Source organism: Bacillus sp. SYZHCR11, from assembly GCF_057196865.1.
In genome coordinates this window covers 233,522-248,589 of record NZ_JBXUND010000001.1, presented here as the reverse complement: position 1 = coordinate 248,589, position 15,068 = coordinate 233,522, and the positions used below count along the sequence as shown (strand labels likewise).

The window sequence follows — 15,068 nt, the reverse complement described above, 5'->3', positions numbered from 1 at the left end:
ACCAATACAGAAAAAGGTAAAGATGTTCACCTTATTAATATTAAATGGGTACAATATTCCCATTTTCTTATTATTTCGTATGAAGCGCCCGCGGCGAAACAAGCGGATACAGTCCGCCGTCTTTAGCAAAAGACATTTTTCCCGTTTCTTCTGAAACAACGAGCACGAGTGCATCAGTCACGGCCGAAAGTCCCATCGCGGCCCTGTGGCGCGTCCCGTATTTGAGATCGACATGTTTTGTTGTGAGCGGAAGCACATTGGCTGCTGATACAACCCGGTTTTCTCTGACCAATACGGCTCCGTCATGAAGCGGATTGCCGGGATAAAAAATACTCTCAATTAAAGCTGAACTGATCTCGGCATGCAGGCTGGTCCCTTTTTGTATCATTCCGTCCAGCGGATCTGCACGTTCAATCACAATCAGCGCTCCGTGCTTTTCTTCCGCCAGATGCTGCACGGCCCTCGCCAGCTCTGTATAGGAAGGCGTAAAATGTTCGATATATGACTGCAGGTAAAACGACGAAGCGACAGCCTGCATTTCCTGAAACGTATGTCCCAGTTCATCTAATTCGCAAAGAAGGCATTGGTCTTTTTCATCCAATGTCCGCAGTATCATTCCGGCATCCTCGGTAATTTGTTTCAAGTACGTTTGAACGGCAGCCGTAAACGCGCTTTCCGTCATTTGAGTGTGGCGCATGTCACATCATCTCCTTTCCTTTATTTTCTGCATCGCGCGCATGGATATGCGCCGCTGTGTACACCATAATCATGAAAGGAGGAGACATCATATGGAATTCGCACGGCTGATGCAATATATCTGCACCTTTTTAGGGGTCATTTCACTTTCATTCATTTATGCCAAGATGTTTAAAAAGCCGAAACCGGACAAAAAAGAGTAGGCCGGCTTTCATTGCTTTTTATACATAAAATGTTATAATTTCTCTCGTTAAAATAAAGAAACGGGGAACCTAAATTGAGAGAAACGAACACGATCGGCCAAAAGGTCAGACAGCTGTTACATATCTTCATTCCGATTTTAATCACACAGGCGGGCCTTGCCCTGATCACCTTTTTGGACACGGTGATGTCAGGGAAAGTGAGCGCCGCCGATTTAGCCGGTGTTGCAATCGGTTCAAGCCTGTGGACGCCGGTGTATACGGGCCTTGCAGGAATATTAATGGCCGTTACGCCCGTTGTTTCGCAGCTGTTTGGAGCCGGCAGACAAAAGGAAGTGCCGTTTTCCGTCATCCAGGCCGTTTATGTAGCGGCCATTCTCAGTGCGGCGGTTATCCTGGTCGGCTTTTTCACCGTTGATATGATCTTGGGACATTTGGGCCTGGAACCTCGTGTCCGGACGATCGCCAAACACTTTTTAGGCTTTTTATCCCTCGGTATTTTTCCTTTGTTTGTGTACGCCGTTTTGCGCTCGTTCATTGACGCACTCGGCAAAACGCGAGTCACGATGCTTATTACGCTTTGCTCATTGCCTATTAATTTTGTTTTAAATTATGTATTTATTTTCGGGAAATTCAACATGCCGGCATTGGGCGGAGTCGGTGCGGGGCTCGCTTCCGCCCTGACTTACTGGTGTATTTGCGCCGTCAGCTTTTTTATCGTCTTCAGATTTGAGCCGTTTGCCGGGTACTCTGTATTTCGGAAACTGTACCGTTTTTCTCCGTCTGAATGCAGAAAACTTTTGAAAATCGGTTTGCCTATCGGTTTTGCGGTATTTTTTGAAACGAGCATTTTTGCGGCTGTCACACTTCTAATGAGCCATTTCCGGACGGTGACGATTGCATCCCACCAGGCGGCAATGAATTTTGCTTCTCTCTTGTATATGCTGCCGCTCAGCGTATCCATGGCCATGACGATTTTAGTCGGCTTTGAAGCAGGCGCAAAGCGTTACAGGGATGCCCGGTCATACAGCTATATCGGCATTGTGATGGCCCTTTGTTTTTCTTTATGCACGGCGGCTTTCATTTTACTGTTCAGGCCGCAAATCGCCGGAATGTATACATCAGATCCGGAGGTGCTCATGTTGACGCAGCACTTTTTAATCTATGCGCTGTTTTTCCAGCTTTCTGATGCCGTAGCAGCTCCGATACAAGGCGCCCTGAGAGGATATAAGGATGTCAACTATACACTCGGTGCGGCTTTTGTTTCGTATTGGATTATCGGGCTTCCGCTCGGTTACGCAGTCGGCACTTACACGAGCCTCGGGGCATACGGCTACTGGATCGGGTTAATTGCAGGACTTGCCGCAGGAGCTGTCGGTTTATTCTTCAGACTGATGAAGCTGCAAAAGCGTTATGTGAAAAAAATGATGATTTTATAAAGGAGGAGCAGCAATGCCAAAACATAAACTGCTGTACGATTATTTAACCGAACGGGCGGAGGACATCAGTCAGACATGGTTTGATACCCTTCATGATACGGATCCTGATTCTGTTTATGCTTCTACTGACCCGGCTGTTCTCACAAACCTGAAAAAACAAAATCTGGCGTTTAATTATCAACTCAATCGGATTTTTTCTGAAGAGAAGGAAGTATATACAGCGGCATTGGAAAAGTGGGCGTTTGAAGCCGCACGGGATAAAGAACATTTAAAAACTCCCATCCATTACATCATTCGCGAGTTTATCAGAGTTCGTGATTTGTATGTCGGTCATGTAAAGCAGTTTACCAGACTTCATTCAGACACCGTGACAGAAGAAGATGCCGAAGATATATTCCATACGCTGATTAAATCGTTTGATGTGGTCATTCATATTTTCATAGAGGAAATGTATAAAAACACAAACATTCAGCTTGAAGCGCAAAAAGAATTGATTACAGAGCTGAGCTCGCCGGTAATTGTGCTTTTTGACAATGTCGGACTGCTGCCGCTGATCGGGGATATTGACACGGCAAGAGCCAAAATGATTTTGGAGAATACGCTGCACCAGTGTTCAGAGAAGCGCATCACGCAGCTGTACATTGATTTATCAGGCGTAGCCATGATTGATACGATGGTTGCCCAACAGCTTTTCACCTTAATTGAATCACTCGGAATGCTCGGCGTGAAAGCGACGTTATCCGGAATCCGTCCTGAAATCGCCCAAACCGCGGTGCAGCTCGGACTGAGTTTTTCAAATTTATCAATACGGTCTTCGCTTGCGGAAGCGATCGCTTCCGACCTGACACAAAAAAAGGGATAAGGCATTTCAGCCTTATCCCTTTTTTATCAGTCTTTCCACGGATATGTCCAATACACTTCTTCTTCAAACCATGTCTGAAGAACCGGCTCGTTATTTTTTAATTTTTCTTCCAGCTCTCTCAGCATGCCTTCCGTTTGGGTGCGGTGCGCTTTTAAGGCATTCATTTTAATATCGGCAACCTCTTTAATATCAAGAATGACATCAGGCTTGCCGACGGCTTCCTCCCTGTTGCGGGTGATTGCCATGCAAAGCGTGCGCGGGCGGTCCTCTTTTTTCTTTCTGTAAAGCGCTCTGATGACCGCTTCGCCGCATGCATCATGATCCGGATGGACGCCGTGCTCCGGATAGAATGTGACAATCAGACTCGGTTTTACATCGTCGATAATCTCTTCCATCATATCCGCGAGCCACTCGTCATCTTCAAATTCAAGTGTTTTATCACGAAGCCCGAGCATTCTCAGGTCAGTAATGTCCATTGCTTTGCATGCGTCAATCAGCTCTTGCTTTCTTAACAGCGGCAGTGTTTCACGGTTCGCGAAAAAGGGATCTCCCATGTTCCGGCCCATTTCGCCAAGCGTTGCGCATGCATACGTAACGGGAATATCTTTTTGTCTGTGTAAAGCAATCAGTCCTGCCACTCCGTATGATTCATCATCAGGGTGAGGCAGGATGACGAGTACATGTTCTTTCATGATTTTCACCCTTTTCTTTAAACTGTAAACGGCTTTTCGCTGATTTGAAGCGAAATCGCCAATTTTCCGCCCGGCAGATGCCCCGCCATTAACAAACGGTCTTCTTCATCTACTGTATACTCAGTCAAACCTTCTGCGTAAATCCAGCCCTCTTCTGTTTTCAAACCGACGCGGTACGGGCCGTTTCCTTTGATTTTCGCCTGATGGTACGTCACTTTTGCATTGCGTATATAGGCTACAACCGTCATATTTTTCTCATTCAGATGCGCTGAATAAGAACCGGTCGTTGTTTCCAAATGGATATATACAGGACGATCGGCATATCGCTCTAAAGAAGTTTGCACATCTTCTTTTATGATCGCTTTCATAGCTGCTCCCCTCTTTCTTCTTTTAAAAATTGCAAACGCTTCGTATGTAGTTCAACCAATTCATATTTCTCAATCGGCCGCAGCCGGGAATCTACAATTCGCTGCACCGCCAGAGCAAACTTTTCCTCGGGTGACTTCCGGAGCCTCGGATGTGTTCTTTGATCAAGCAGTTCAAGATCAATCGCCTTCTCCGCTTCTTCAAGGGTTGAAGCCGGGAGAGTGCGGTTATTCCACAGTGCCTGATAGGCTTTTACTATGTCTTTATCAGTGCCCATTGTACAGCTCCTTTACATACTCGTAATGATTATACATAATTTAAGCTATCGCTGGAAAGCGAAAGGCTTAGCGGCTTTTTATCGGCCGCTTCCATTTTATCTGTGAAAAGGTAAACAAAAGCAATGCTGCCCATATACAAATGAAGGTAAACGCTTTTTGCCCGGAAAACGGTTCATGATACACAAATACGCCAAGCATAAGGGTGATGGTCGGCGCTATATATTGCAAAATGCCGACTTGATACAGCGGCAGACGCTTTGCCCCCTCTGCAAACAATAACAGCGGCAGGGCCGTAAATACGCCTGCGAAAAATAGGAGCGCCCATGTTCCTGCCCCCAAGGACCCAAAAGTGCTCCCGTCAGCTGTATATCCTAAATAAATAAGTGCAGCCGGGGTAATCAAAAGCGTCTCCAGCGTCAGTCCGATCGTGCTGGACATGCGGGTTCTTTTTTTACATAAGCCGTACAGACCGAAGCTGAATGCAAGCAGCAATGCGATATAAGGAACCGCGCCATATTGAAACGCAGATATGAGCACGGCCGCCCCGGCAATAGAAACGGCTGCTGTTTGCATCTTGTTAAGCTTTTCTTTTAAGAATAGGATGCCCAAAAGAACGGAAACGAGCGGATTAATGTAGTACCCGAGACTTGCTTCAAGCAAAAAGCCGTGATTGACGGCCCATATGTACACAAACCAATTAACGGAAATTAAAACGGAAGCGAAAAAAAGCGCCAGCAGGCCCCCTTCCGATTTCAAAAGACGCAGTTCACGCCATCCGGTTTTCCACTTCTTAAGCACAGTTAAAAGCACACACATGAAAACAAATGACCATAAAATCCGGTGAGCTAAAATGTCCAATGCGGGTATTTGTTCAAGAAGTTTCCAATAGACCGGAAACAGCCCCCACATGACGAAAGAACAAGCGGTATAAATGATTCCTTTTCTTACGTTATTCCCTTGCACGGCCTTCCCCTTCCTTTCTGTAAACAGATTATATTATATCACGGGAAGCTTCCGGCGGGCATATACTATGTTGTCCGTTAAGAAAGGGTGAGATGCCGTGTTTGATTGGAACAGATATTTTCCCTTCCAAAATCAGTTCTCTAAAGAAACGTTTAAAAATGCTGATCCGAAAGATGTCGAGACATATGTCAACCGAGTGATGGAAAGCGTATTCGGCGCCGGTTATGCCGGACAGTTCCCTTTTCGCGACCCGATGTCCAAAAAGACCGATCCGGTCGAAGCGGAACCGCCCAAGCCGGAAATTGACCTGTTTGAAACATCCGATCATGTTTTTGCGAAAATTCCCGCCGAACAAGAGGAACTCGACCGTATCAGGATTAAGCATACGTCACACAGCCTCGTTGTAGAGAACAGCAGCCTGGGAGAAGGAAAAAAAGAAATCGTACTTCCGAGCCTCGTCAAACGGAAAGGAACAAAAGCAGTCTATAAAGACGGGATGATTGAAGTTATGTTTTCAAAACAGGAAGACTACAATCTATCGGAAGTGGAGATTTTAAGATAAAAAAACGGCCCGCGCGATGCAGGCCGTTTTTTCTTAATAAAATGGCGGATAACCGCCGGCTCCCGGCCCGAAACCGCCGTATGGGACGCCTCCGTATCCGTAACCGGCAAACCCGTACGGATAGCGGGGTCTTGTAAAACCTGTGGCAATCACGCCTCCGAGAAGACCGCCTAAAAATCCGCCGAATAAAGGAGCGCCGAACAAAAAAGGACTTCTCGCCGGAAATCCGGCAGGACCGAAATTCCCGCGATACAATGCATGACGAGGGTACATGTTTTTCCTCCTTTATGTCTGCCTATTCTTAAGCGTATTCATAAAATGAGGAAATTGATTGGGCGGTTGTAACAACTTGTGCCTCTCTCTGATATTGCATTAAGATATAAACATTTTGGTTATAATTTGATTATATTTTGATTAACTGTTATACTTTTTTTACAAGTTGCGACATTATAAAACCATCAGGGGGAATAAAATATGCCATTACTTCGTTTTGACGTTATTGAAGGCCGGGATGACGCAGCATTAAAAAAATTACTGGATACCGCCCATTACGCCATGGTTAAAGCTTTTGACGTCCCAGTAACGGACCGTTATCAGATCGTTCACCAGCATCGGCCTCATGAGCTTATCATTGAAGATACCGGGCTCGGTTTCAAAAGAAGCAAAGATCTTGTCATCATCAGCATTGTCAGCAAAGCGCGCACCGAACATCAGAAAGAAACGTTATATCAACTGATGGCTGATCAGCTTAAAACAGAATGCGGCATATCACCCGAGGACGTCATGATTTCCATTACAGCAAACGGGAACGCCGATTGGAGCTTCGGGCTCGGTGAGGCTCAGTTTTTAACCGGGAAACTGTAAAAGGCCTCCCTGCTTGTTTTTTGGATGATTTCAAACTGAATAAAAGAGGGATGTATGTTGGTTAGTGAGTTGTATCCTTGTTTGATATGCGGATTTAAAGGATTAGAGACAAGTCCCGTTTATAACGGCGAATATCAAAAAACATTTGATATCTGCCCTTGCTGCGGGTTTGAATTCGGCTACAGTGAGGACCATGACGTAAGCTTAGGGTTTATTGTAACGCCTGATCATTTAATTGAAGCGGCATTTCAGTTATACCGGAAACAGTGGATTGAGGGAGGAATGGAACTATTTTCTCCAGATGATGTTCCGGCGGAATGTAAAAATGATCATTTCCTTACATTCGATGCTTTATTAAAGCAATTAAAAGGCTTGAACCTCAATCTGAACAATTTTGATATTAATGGTTTTTATGACGATTAAACATTATCATTAAGAAAAGGCTGCCTTGGGCAGCCTTTATTATTCATCACATGTGTCGTTGGCAGATCCCCCGGGCTCGCAAAAACTGTCTGCCCATTTTTGCATTTCCTGAAAAACGGCTTGCAGAGCCATGCCTTTATCAGTCAGTTTATAAATGACTTTGACAGGTGTTTCAGGCAGCACCTGACGCTCGACGATTTCATTTTGTTCCAGCTCTTTGAGCCGCTCCGCGAGCATTTTTTGACTGATTGTCGGTATCGTTTCGGTCATATCTTTAAATCGTTTCGGCCCGTCCATCAGTACATGGATAATGAGGCCGTTCCAGCGTTTTCCCAAAAGAGAAAAAGCGGATTCCATTTTAGGACACATTGTATATCCCACGTGAATTCATCCCTTCATCTATGAATTGACAAGTTTTTTGTGATCCATTAAAATTAGTTTTCAAGTTACATTTAGTAAGCTTCTAACTTTTCTATTATGATAACACGTTTATCCGAAGGAGGAAACATGATGACATCCGTATTAGACGTTTTAAAGGAACGCGCATCTGTTAAAGAATACGATAAAGACGCGGTCATTACAAAAGAGGAATTGACAGAACTCCTTGAAATCACAACGCAAGCACCTTCCGCCTGGAACCTTCAGCATTGGCATTTTCAAGTTTTTCACAGTGATGAAGCAAAAGCTGCCCTGCTTCCGGTTGCTTTTAATCAAAAACAGATTATTGATTCATCAGCAGTTATTGCCGTATTAGGCGACTTAAAAGCAAATGAAAATGGTGAAGACGTTTATGCTGAACTGGCTGAGCAAGGCAATATCACAGAAGAGATTAAACAAACGCTTTTAGGCCAGATTAACGGTGCATACCAAAATGATCAGTTTGCCCGCGATTCAGCATTTTTAAACGCTTCTTTAGCAGCGATGCAGCTGATGCTTGCCGCTAAAGCAAAAGGCTACGACACTTGCGCGATCGGCGGATTCAATAAAGAGCAATTCGTTAAAGAATTCGACGTGAGCGAGCGTTTCGTGCCCGTCATGCTGATTTCAATCGGTAAAGCCGTTAAGCCGGCGCATAAAAGCAACCGGCTGCCTGTATCTAAAGTGTCAACTTGGCTGTAAGATGAAAGAAACCCTTAGTCCGCTTAAGCAGACTAAGGGTTTTTTATAGGAATCGCTCACTGTACCAGGCTCGTGCCTGCTCGGCTTCCTGCTGTGTGAGCTGATGACCGCCCTCCTGCCATTCAAGAGCAACGGATGCATGAGCATCTGTCAGATACTGATAAAGCTCCTCCGATTCTTCTTTTGTACATAGGGGATCGCGTTTTCCCGCACCGATAAACACAGGCAGCCCTTCCATATCAGGCAGCTTCACTCCGCGTATCGGCACCATCGGATGATGCAGAACCGCTCCTTTCAGAACATCTTTATAATGAAACAAAAGACTTGCGGCAATATTGGCGCCGTTTGAATAGCCGGCAGCAATCACGTTTTCTCTGCTGAACCCGTACATTTGCGCCGCTTCATCAATAAAATTCTTTAATTCTTCCGTCCGTTCAATTAAATCTTTCTCGTCAAATACCCCTTCTTTCAGCCGCTTAAAAAAACGGGGCATGCCGTTTTCCGACACTGATCCTCTGACCCCCAGCAGACTTGCGTTCGGATCGATAAAACGTCCGAGCGACAGAAGATCATGTTCATTCCCTCCCGTTCCGTGCAAAAGCAGCAGAACATTTTCTGACGTTCCCTGTTCAAACATATGTTTCATCATCATTCTCCTTTCTCCATTTTGGGCAGAACAGCTGTAATCTGACTGCGATGCTCTTCCAGCCATTCCGGAAGCTTCAGCTCTGTTCCGAGATTTTCAAAGGATTCATCCGTCATAAAGCCCGGTTCGTCGGTTGCCATTTCAAATAAAATGCCGCCGCTTTCTCTGAAATAGATTGAAGTAAAGTATGACCTGTCAAGAATGTCAGATGAAGCAAGATGAGAATCAGCAAGAATATCCTTCCACTCCGCCTGCTCTTTTTCGCTCGTGCGGAAAGCGACATGATGAACTGTCCCGTAACCGCCGGCACCCGCTTCTTTCGGAGCAAGGTCAACATCTATAATATGTCCGATCCGTGCCTCCGATTGCAGCCTGACAATTTGATTTTCTTCTCCTGTCTTTGAATAACCGAAGCGTTCTATGAGAAATTGAATGGTTGCTTCAGGACGGTATGAGTACAGAAGAACACCTCTCATGCCTGTGATCGCTTCTTTTTCAGTAATGCCCGAAGGAGTCCATTCACTCTGTCCGCTTCTTTCATCTTCCATTATGGCAAGCGGCAGGTCTTCTGTATCATTAAAGAGAAGGACTTGTTCAGACAGCATGATCTGTTCTTTTACAGACAAGCCGTTTTCTTCAAGCCGGCGCTTCCAAAACGTGAGTGCTCCTTTCGGCACGGAGAAATAAATTCTTCCGGCCTGCCCTTTTCCCACGGTTCCCGGGCGGCTTCCCTGAAAAGGAAAAAATGTAATGATCGTGCCCGGCTCTCCGTTTTGGTTGCCGAAATAAAAGTGATAAGTGGCCGGGTCGTCAAAATTAACGGTTTTTTTAACGAGCCGCAAACCCAGCACTTCAGTATAAAACCGAAGATTTTCAGCAGGATCTTTTGCAAATGCGGTAACATGGTGCAATCCTTGTGTATTCAATGTATTCACTCCTAAATATCTTGATTTCGAGATATTAACTATTCTAATTTAATATGAATGAAGATGCAACTAAAGTGTTTCAGTTAAAAAAGTAATAGAATTCTTTTTTTTCTGAAAAATATCTTGTGATCTTATCTGACACCTGCTATGATAAGGAGCATTATCAAGTTTCAGGAGGAAAGTAAATGGTCAGAAAAGCACTAATTTTCGTTCTCATCTTAATCCCTTTCAGCCAGCTGGCCCTGCTGTCAGTCGCTAATCGGGTTCATCCGATCATTATCGGGCTGCCTTTTTTTCATTTCTGGCTGCTTTTATGGATCGCAGTCACTCCATTATGTTCGTTTCTTATTTATAGGCTGCAGAAGAAACAAGGAGGACTGGACTGATGCCCGCAAATATAACAGCATTGATCATTACAGCCGTCATCGTTTTAACCGTTGTCTGTATCGGCTTTATAGCCGGAAGAGACAAATCATCACGTACTTCTGTTGAGGAATGGTCTGTCGGCGGCAGACGGTTCGGGGGGCTCCTCGTCTGGTTTTTAGTCGGCGCGGATCTCTATACGGCTTATACGTTTTTAGGCTTAACAAGCACAGCCTACACAGGGGGAAGCGTTGCTTTTTTTGCAATCCCGTATTCTGTTTTGGCGTATTTTATCGCTTATTTCTTTCTGCCGAAGTTGTGGAAAGTGGCAAAAATTCACAAATTAACGACGCTTGCCGATTATGCCCGTGAGCGTTTTGACAGTAAACTTTTGGCCAGTCTTGTCGCCATTGTCGGCGTTCTTATGCTCATTCCTTATATTTGTCTCCAGCTGAGCGGGATTCAAGATACGCTTCAGGTGGCCGGAACGGGTGTCATTAATGTCAATATGGTCGTCATCATCTCTTTTATTCTTGTAGCGCTGTATACTTTTTTCAGCGGAATTAAAGGGCCGACGTTTACGGCGATTATTAAAGACATTCTGGTGTGGGTGATTATGCTGTTTATGGTCGTCTCACTCCCGCTGATCCATTTTCACGGCTGGACGCCGATGATTCACACTTTGGCTGAAAAAGCGCCGCAAATGCTGACGATACCGGACTCGGGGCCGAAAGGAATTCCTTGGTTTATCACAGCTTCCATCGTATCTGCGCTGGCGCTCTTTATGTGGGCGCATGCGGCAACCGGCGTATTTACGGCAAAAAGCGCAGATGCCGTCCGCAAAAACAGCATGTTTCTGCCGCTTTATAATATTGTTTTGATTCTTGTTATTTTTCTCGGCTTTATCGCGTTTCTTGTCCTGCCGGAAGATACCAATCCGCGGCTCGCTTTATTGAAGCTGATTCAAACGTCTTACGGCGGAGTCGCACAGGGATTTGCTTACTCCACGATCGCCCTTGCGTCATTGATTCCCTGCTCCATCATGGCCATCGGAGCATCAAACTTATTTGCGAATAACTTATATCGGGATTTGATTCACCCGAATGTGTCACCAAGCAAGCTGACGATGATCACCCGTTCAATGGTATTTGTCGTCATCGGGCTCGCGCTTTTATTCGGTATGCTGTTCCCGACTGCGCTCGTTACCCTTCAGCTTCTCGGTGTTTCCGGCATGGTTCAGATCTTTCCGGCTATCGCCGTCAGTCTGTTTTGGAAGAATCAAACGAAAGAAGCGACAATTACCGGTCTTCTCGTCGGTCTTATCGTGACATTCACGGTAAATATCACCCAATCCGCCCACGGTATATATGAAGGGTTTTGGGGTTTGACCGCTAACATGGCAGCCGTTATTATCCTTAACCCGTTTTTTGTAAAAAAAGCGTCTTCAAACGCCGTCAAAGACGGTTTATTCAATAAAGCGCCCTCTGATAAACTGAACCAAAAAGGCGCTTAACAGAAAAAAGCCGGCACATCGATGTGCCGGTTTTTTACTTTTTGTGCTGCCATTTGTAGGTGGCGACGGTTTTAGCCGGGATGACGGCTTCAAACTGCCGATTTTCTGAAACGACATGGAATTTTTGTTCTGAAGATGTCTGGTTGATTACGACTGTCACAATGGATTGATCAGGATTAAGGAACGATACATTCGAGACTGTGTTTTTGGAGCCGTAATTACTTTCTATCCGTTTGGCTCCGCGCTCGATAAATTTTGAAAAGTTGCCTGTCATATGAAAGATCGGGATATTCCAATAGCGGTCAGGGTTTTTAGCATCCTGAATAAACAGCGTCGGGTCCGGGGTGCCTATCCAATGATGCGTCTTGATTTGACTGTCGAGCATCGTCACCCACGCATTGTAGCTCGACGCGCCGTTGCGGAAATACTGTGCGATCCGATCCGCCCCTGCCGTCCCCCAGACAGACCGCTCCGTTAAGTGAATAGATTGATCAGGATATCTCTTTCCGATTTCCGACATGACGGAAAGGTCACCGTCATAATCGTGAAAAGCGATGCCGTCTGCCGCCCGGTTTCCTTTTTTATCATCTAAAATCGGCGGAATATAGTTCCACGCCCCGCTCGCATTGTGATCATAAATCCAAATTTTCGTGTCAATTATGTGTTTTTTCAATTCTTTTTTCACGGCTATCGCCAGTTTGCGCTGCTGAGACGGCGGCATGTACATGCTCGGATAGTCGATTTCCAGCAAAGGTTCATTTTGAAGGGTCATCGCATAAATCGGAATTCCCTGCTTTTCGTACGCCTCAATAAATTTGCGGAAGTAAACGGCCAGTGCGCCGATATATTTATCTTTCAGCTTTCCCCGCTTGAGGTTTTCATTCGTTTTCATCCAAGCCGGCGGGCTCCACGGTGAGGCAATGATTTTCAGTTCCGGATTTATCGCCAGCGCTTCCTTGATGGTTGCTGTAATGTGTAAATCAATATCCTTTTGGATCGAGAAATGACGGAGCTTAGGATCTGTTTGGCCTTCAGGCATATCGTCATACGTATAAAATTCCTGTGCCGTAAAATCAGATGTCCCGATCGTTATGCGCATAACGTCCATGCCGATACCATCTTTGGGATCAACCAGTTTTTTCAGCACTTCTTTTCTTTTTGCGGGTGTCATTTTTGATAAATTATGGATTGTGGATTCTTCCAGGGACGATCCTACGCCCAACACACTTTGATAGCGGCGCGACGGATCAATATACACGGCGGCGGAGTCAGAAGCCTTCTTTTTTGTCCATGTAAGCGGTGTTTGTTCGTCTAAGGCGTATTTCACTTCCAGCGGCCCGTCATACCACGTACGGGAAGCCGGATCTTTTTCAGAACTGAACCACACCCTTACTTTGTTTTTGTCTGAAGCCTTCCGATCAGCCGCATACACTTCGGCTTCCGTGCTGCTTGATATGAAAAAGAAAAACATAAGAAAAACCAGGGTCATGTGCAGACTTTTTTTAAAAAACATGAACCACCATCCCTTTCCTTATTTTTATAAGCGATTCTAAATGAAAAGCCGGACAGTCACCTCCTTCCCGTTTTAATGAATGCGCTTTCATAATTACTGATAAAAAGCCGGCTTCACACAACGGTGAAGCCTTCCCTTTTTACACCTTTAGGATACATATGCGCCGTTTGTTTCAATCACTTTTTTATACCATTCAAATGAGTCTTTCTTAAGCCGCTTCATTGAACCGTTGCCTTCATTATCCCGATCAACATAAATCATGCCGTAGCGTTTTTTCATTTCTCCGGTTGTAAATGACACAATATCAATAATTCCCCATGGTGTATAGCCCATTACATCCACGCCATCATATGTGACTGCTTTTTCCAAAGCTTTTATATGTGACGATAAATATTCAATTCTTGAAGCGTCATGAATTGAACCGTCCTCTTCTAATGTGTCAATGGCGCCGAATCCGTTTTCCACGATAAATAATGGAATCTGGTAGCGGTCGTATAAGCGGTTTAATGTGTACCGTAAACCGGTCGGGTCAATCGCCCAGCCCCAATCACTCGCTGTAATATAAGGATTTTCCACGCCGTTTGGCAATCCTCCGTTTACGACATCCCCGGTATTATCGTTTATCACGTCACTTTTTACGGTAGTGGACATGTAATAGCTGAATCCGAGGTAGTCCACTCGGCCATTTTTCAAAATCTCTTCATCACCGTCTTCAAAGTGTATCTGATAGCCTTCTCTTTCAAATTCTTTTAACGCATAGCTTGGATAATATCCGCGAACCTGGACGTCCGGGAAGAAAAAGCGCTGTCTCATCGTTTCTTCAGCCAGCATCACATCATCGGGGTGAGATGAGTACGGGTAAATCGGGACATGTGATACCATCGCGCCGATCCTGAACTCGGGATTGATTTCTCTTCCCTTCGAAACAGCCAATGCGCTTGCCAGCAGTTCGTGATGGCCGGCCTGATACATGACTTCTTTTGCGTTTTCGTTTTCTTTAACGGCGACGCCCGAGTTCGTCCATAAAAAGATCGGATTATTCACATCCATCTTATTATTGATTTCGTTAAACGTCATCCAATACTTCACCTTATGTTTATAGCGTTCAAAACACACTTCAGCGAATTTCACAAAAAATCCGACTGTTTTTCTGTTTCTGAAACCGCCGTATTCCCTCGCCAAATGCAGCGGCATCTCAAAATGTGACAAGGTAATTACCGGTTCAATCCCATGTTTCAGCAATTCATCAAACACCCGGTCGTAAAAAGCCAATCCTTCCTCATTGGGCTCCGCTTCATCACCTTTAGGAAAAATTCTGCTCCAGCCGATGGACGTTCTTAAACATTTCAGGCCCAGCTCGCTGAATAATGCGATGTCCTCTTTATAACGATGATAAAAATCGATCGCTTCATGATTCGGATAAAATTCCCGCTCTTCAATTGTATCTGTTATTTTCCGGGGCACACCATGCGCGCCTGCCGTCATGACGTCCACTACACTCGGCCCCTTGCCGCCTTTATTCCATCCCCCTTCAAATTGGTGGGCGGCCAGAGCGCCTCCCCATAAAAAATCTTTTGGCAATGTCCCCATCGTTTATATCCTCCTTTATTTGACTGCCGCTTGCATACCGAATAAATGCACTG

19 protein-coding genes are annotated in these 15,068 nt (G+C 45.2%); 8 read left to right on the top strand and 11 right to left on the bottom strand.

The annotated features are described in order from the left end of the window. Window positions 1-70: 70 nt before the first annotated feature. On the bottom strand, window positions 71-697 hold the full coding sequence (gene cdaS, locus AC2CGA_RS01365; RefSeq protein ID WP_014305204.1) for a sporulation-specific diadenylate cyclase CdaS: 627 nt from the start codon (window positions 695-697) through the stop codon (window positions 71-73). Window positions 698-973: 276 nt separating this feature from the next. Here cdaS and AC2CGA_RS01360 point away from each other — a divergent pair, with 276 nt between their 5' ends. After that, complete coding sequence (locus AC2CGA_RS01360; RefSeq protein WP_015388110.1) at window positions 974-2,335, top strand: MATE family efflux transporter; 1,362 nt, start codon at window positions 974-976, stop codon at window positions 2,333-2,335. A gap of 13 nt (window positions 2,336-2,348) precedes the next feature. Beyond that, entirely contained in the window at window positions 2,349-3,197 is an 849-nt protein-coding gene (locus AC2CGA_RS01355; protein ID WP_003153745.1) for an STAS domain-containing protein, read from the top strand. Window positions 3,198-3,223: 26 nt separating this feature from the next. Here AC2CGA_RS01355 and bshB2 read toward each other — a convergent pair whose 3' ends face one another. The 4 genes from bshB2 to rarD form a co-directional block, all read right to left on the bottom strand. Continuing rightward, window positions 3,224-3,889 (bottom strand): bacillithiol biosynthesis deacetylase BshB2, encoded by a 666-nt coding sequence (gene bshB2, locus AC2CGA_RS01350; RefSeq protein ID WP_003153744.1) that lies wholly within the window; start codon window positions 3,887-3,889, stop codon window positions 3,224-3,226. 17 nt (window positions 3,890-3,906) lie between these two features. After that, on the bottom strand, window positions 3,907-4,257 hold the full coding sequence (locus AC2CGA_RS01345; protein WP_003153743.1) for a YojF family protein: 351 nt from the start codon (window positions 4,255-4,257) through the stop codon (window positions 3,907-3,909). Beyond that, window positions 4,254-4,532, bottom strand: a complete 279-nt coding sequence (locus AC2CGA_RS01340; protein WP_014305206.1) for a hypothetical protein — start codon at window positions 4,530-4,532, stop codon at window positions 4,254-4,256. Before AC2CGA_RS01340 ends, AC2CGA_RS01345 begins: the two co-directional genes overlap by 4 nt. 67 nt (window positions 4,533-4,599) lie before the next feature. Further along, on the bottom strand, window positions 4,600-5,496 hold the full coding sequence (rarD, locus tag AC2CGA_RS01335; protein ID WP_003153740.1) for an EamA family transporter RarD: 897 nt from the start codon (window positions 5,494-5,496) through the stop codon (window positions 4,600-4,602). A gap of 97 nt (window positions 5,497-5,593) precedes the next feature. Here rarD and AC2CGA_RS01330 point away from each other — a divergent pair, with 97 nt between their 5' ends. Further along, window positions 5,594-6,058 carry a hypothetical protein gene (locus tag AC2CGA_RS01330; RefSeq protein WP_014305207.1) on the top strand — a complete coding sequence of 155 codons (465 nt, stop codon included), beginning with the start codon at window positions 5,594-5,596 and terminating at the stop codon, window positions 6,056-6,058. A gap of 33 nt (window positions 6,059-6,091) precedes the next feature. Here the strand turns inward: AC2CGA_RS01330 and AC2CGA_RS01325 are convergent, their stop codons facing one another. Next, window positions 6,092-6,331 carry a hypothetical protein gene (locus AC2CGA_RS01325; protein WP_003153736.1) on the bottom strand — a complete coding sequence of 80 codons (240 nt, stop codon included), beginning with the start codon at window positions 6,329-6,331 and terminating at the stop codon, window positions 6,092-6,094. Window positions 6,332-6,532: 201 nt separating this feature from the next. Here AC2CGA_RS01325 and AC2CGA_RS01320 point away from each other — a divergent pair, with 201 nt between their 5' ends. Both AC2CGA_RS01320 and AC2CGA_RS01315 read left to right on the top strand, forming a co-directional pair. Continuing rightward, window positions 6,533-6,922, top strand: a complete 390-nt coding sequence (locus AC2CGA_RS01320) for a tautomerase family protein (protein ID WP_025852442.1) — start codon at window positions 6,533-6,535, stop codon at window positions 6,920-6,922. A 54-nt stretch (window positions 6,923-6,976) separates the two neighbouring features. Beyond that, window positions 6,977-7,345 (top strand): hypothetical protein, encoded by a 369-nt coding sequence (locus AC2CGA_RS01315; RefSeq protein ID WP_014305208.1) that lies wholly within the window; start codon window positions 6,977-6,979, stop codon window positions 7,343-7,345. Window positions 7,346-7,384: 39 nt separating this feature from the next. Here AC2CGA_RS01315 and yodB read toward each other — a convergent pair whose 3' ends face one another. After that, complete coding sequence (gene yodB / locus AC2CGA_RS01310) at window positions 7,385-7,726, bottom strand: transcriptional regulator YodB (protein ID WP_003153729.1); 342 nt, start codon at window positions 7,724-7,726, stop codon at window positions 7,385-7,387. A 129-nt stretch (window positions 7,727-7,855) separates the two neighbouring features. Here yodB and AC2CGA_RS01305 point away from each other — a divergent pair, with 129 nt between their 5' ends. After that, a complete protein-coding gene (locus AC2CGA_RS01305; protein WP_003153727.1) occupies window positions 7,856-8,464 on the top strand; it encodes a nitroreductase family protein in 609 nt (202 codons plus the stop codon). A gap of 43 nt (window positions 8,465-8,507) precedes the next feature. Here AC2CGA_RS01305 and AC2CGA_RS01300 read toward each other — a convergent pair whose 3' ends face one another. Both AC2CGA_RS01300 and AC2CGA_RS01295 read right to left on the bottom strand, forming a co-directional pair. Beyond that, a complete protein-coding gene (locus tag AC2CGA_RS01300) occupies window positions 8,508-9,110 on the bottom strand; it encodes an alpha/beta hydrolase (protein ID WP_032868766.1) in 603 nt (200 codons plus the stop codon). A gap of 2 nt (window positions 9,111-9,112) precedes the next feature. Next, window positions 9,113-10,036: a ring-cleaving dioxygenase gene (locus AC2CGA_RS01295; protein ID WP_139885605.1), complete on the bottom strand. Its 924-nt coding sequence runs from the start codon at window positions 10,034-10,036 to the stop codon at window positions 9,113-9,115. Window positions 10,037-10,221: 185 nt separating this feature from the next. On the opposite strand from AC2CGA_RS01295, the gene AC2CGA_RS01290 reads away from it, so the two are divergent. Further along, window positions 10,222-10,422 carry a DUF3311 domain-containing protein gene (locus tag AC2CGA_RS01290; RefSeq protein WP_003153716.1) on the top strand — a complete coding sequence of 67 codons (201 nt, stop codon included), beginning with the start codon at window positions 10,222-10,224 and terminating at the stop codon, window positions 10,420-10,422. After that, window positions 10,422-11,912, top strand: coding sequence for a sodium:solute symporter family protein (locus tag AC2CGA_RS01285; protein WP_015388101.1), 1,491 nt, complete (start codon window positions 10,422-10,424; stop codon window positions 11,910-11,912). The genes AC2CGA_RS01290 and AC2CGA_RS01285 overlap by 1 nt, the downstream gene beginning before the upstream one ends. 34 nt (window positions 11,913-11,946) lie before the next feature. Here the strand turns inward: AC2CGA_RS01285 and AC2CGA_RS01280 are convergent, their stop codons facing one another. Next, complete coding sequence (locus tag AC2CGA_RS01280) at window positions 11,947-13,425, bottom strand: glycoside hydrolase family 30 protein (protein ID WP_058906119.1); 1,479 nt, start codon at window positions 13,423-13,425, stop codon at window positions 11,947-11,949. Window positions 13,426-13,572: 147 nt separating this feature from the next. After that, complete coding sequence (bglA, locus tag AC2CGA_RS01275) at window positions 13,573-15,015, bottom strand: 6-phospho-beta-glucosidase BglA (RefSeq protein WP_003153708.1); 1,443 nt, start codon at window positions 15,013-15,015, stop codon at window positions 13,573-13,575. Between the last annotated feature and the right edge of the window lie 53 nt (window positions 15,016-15,068).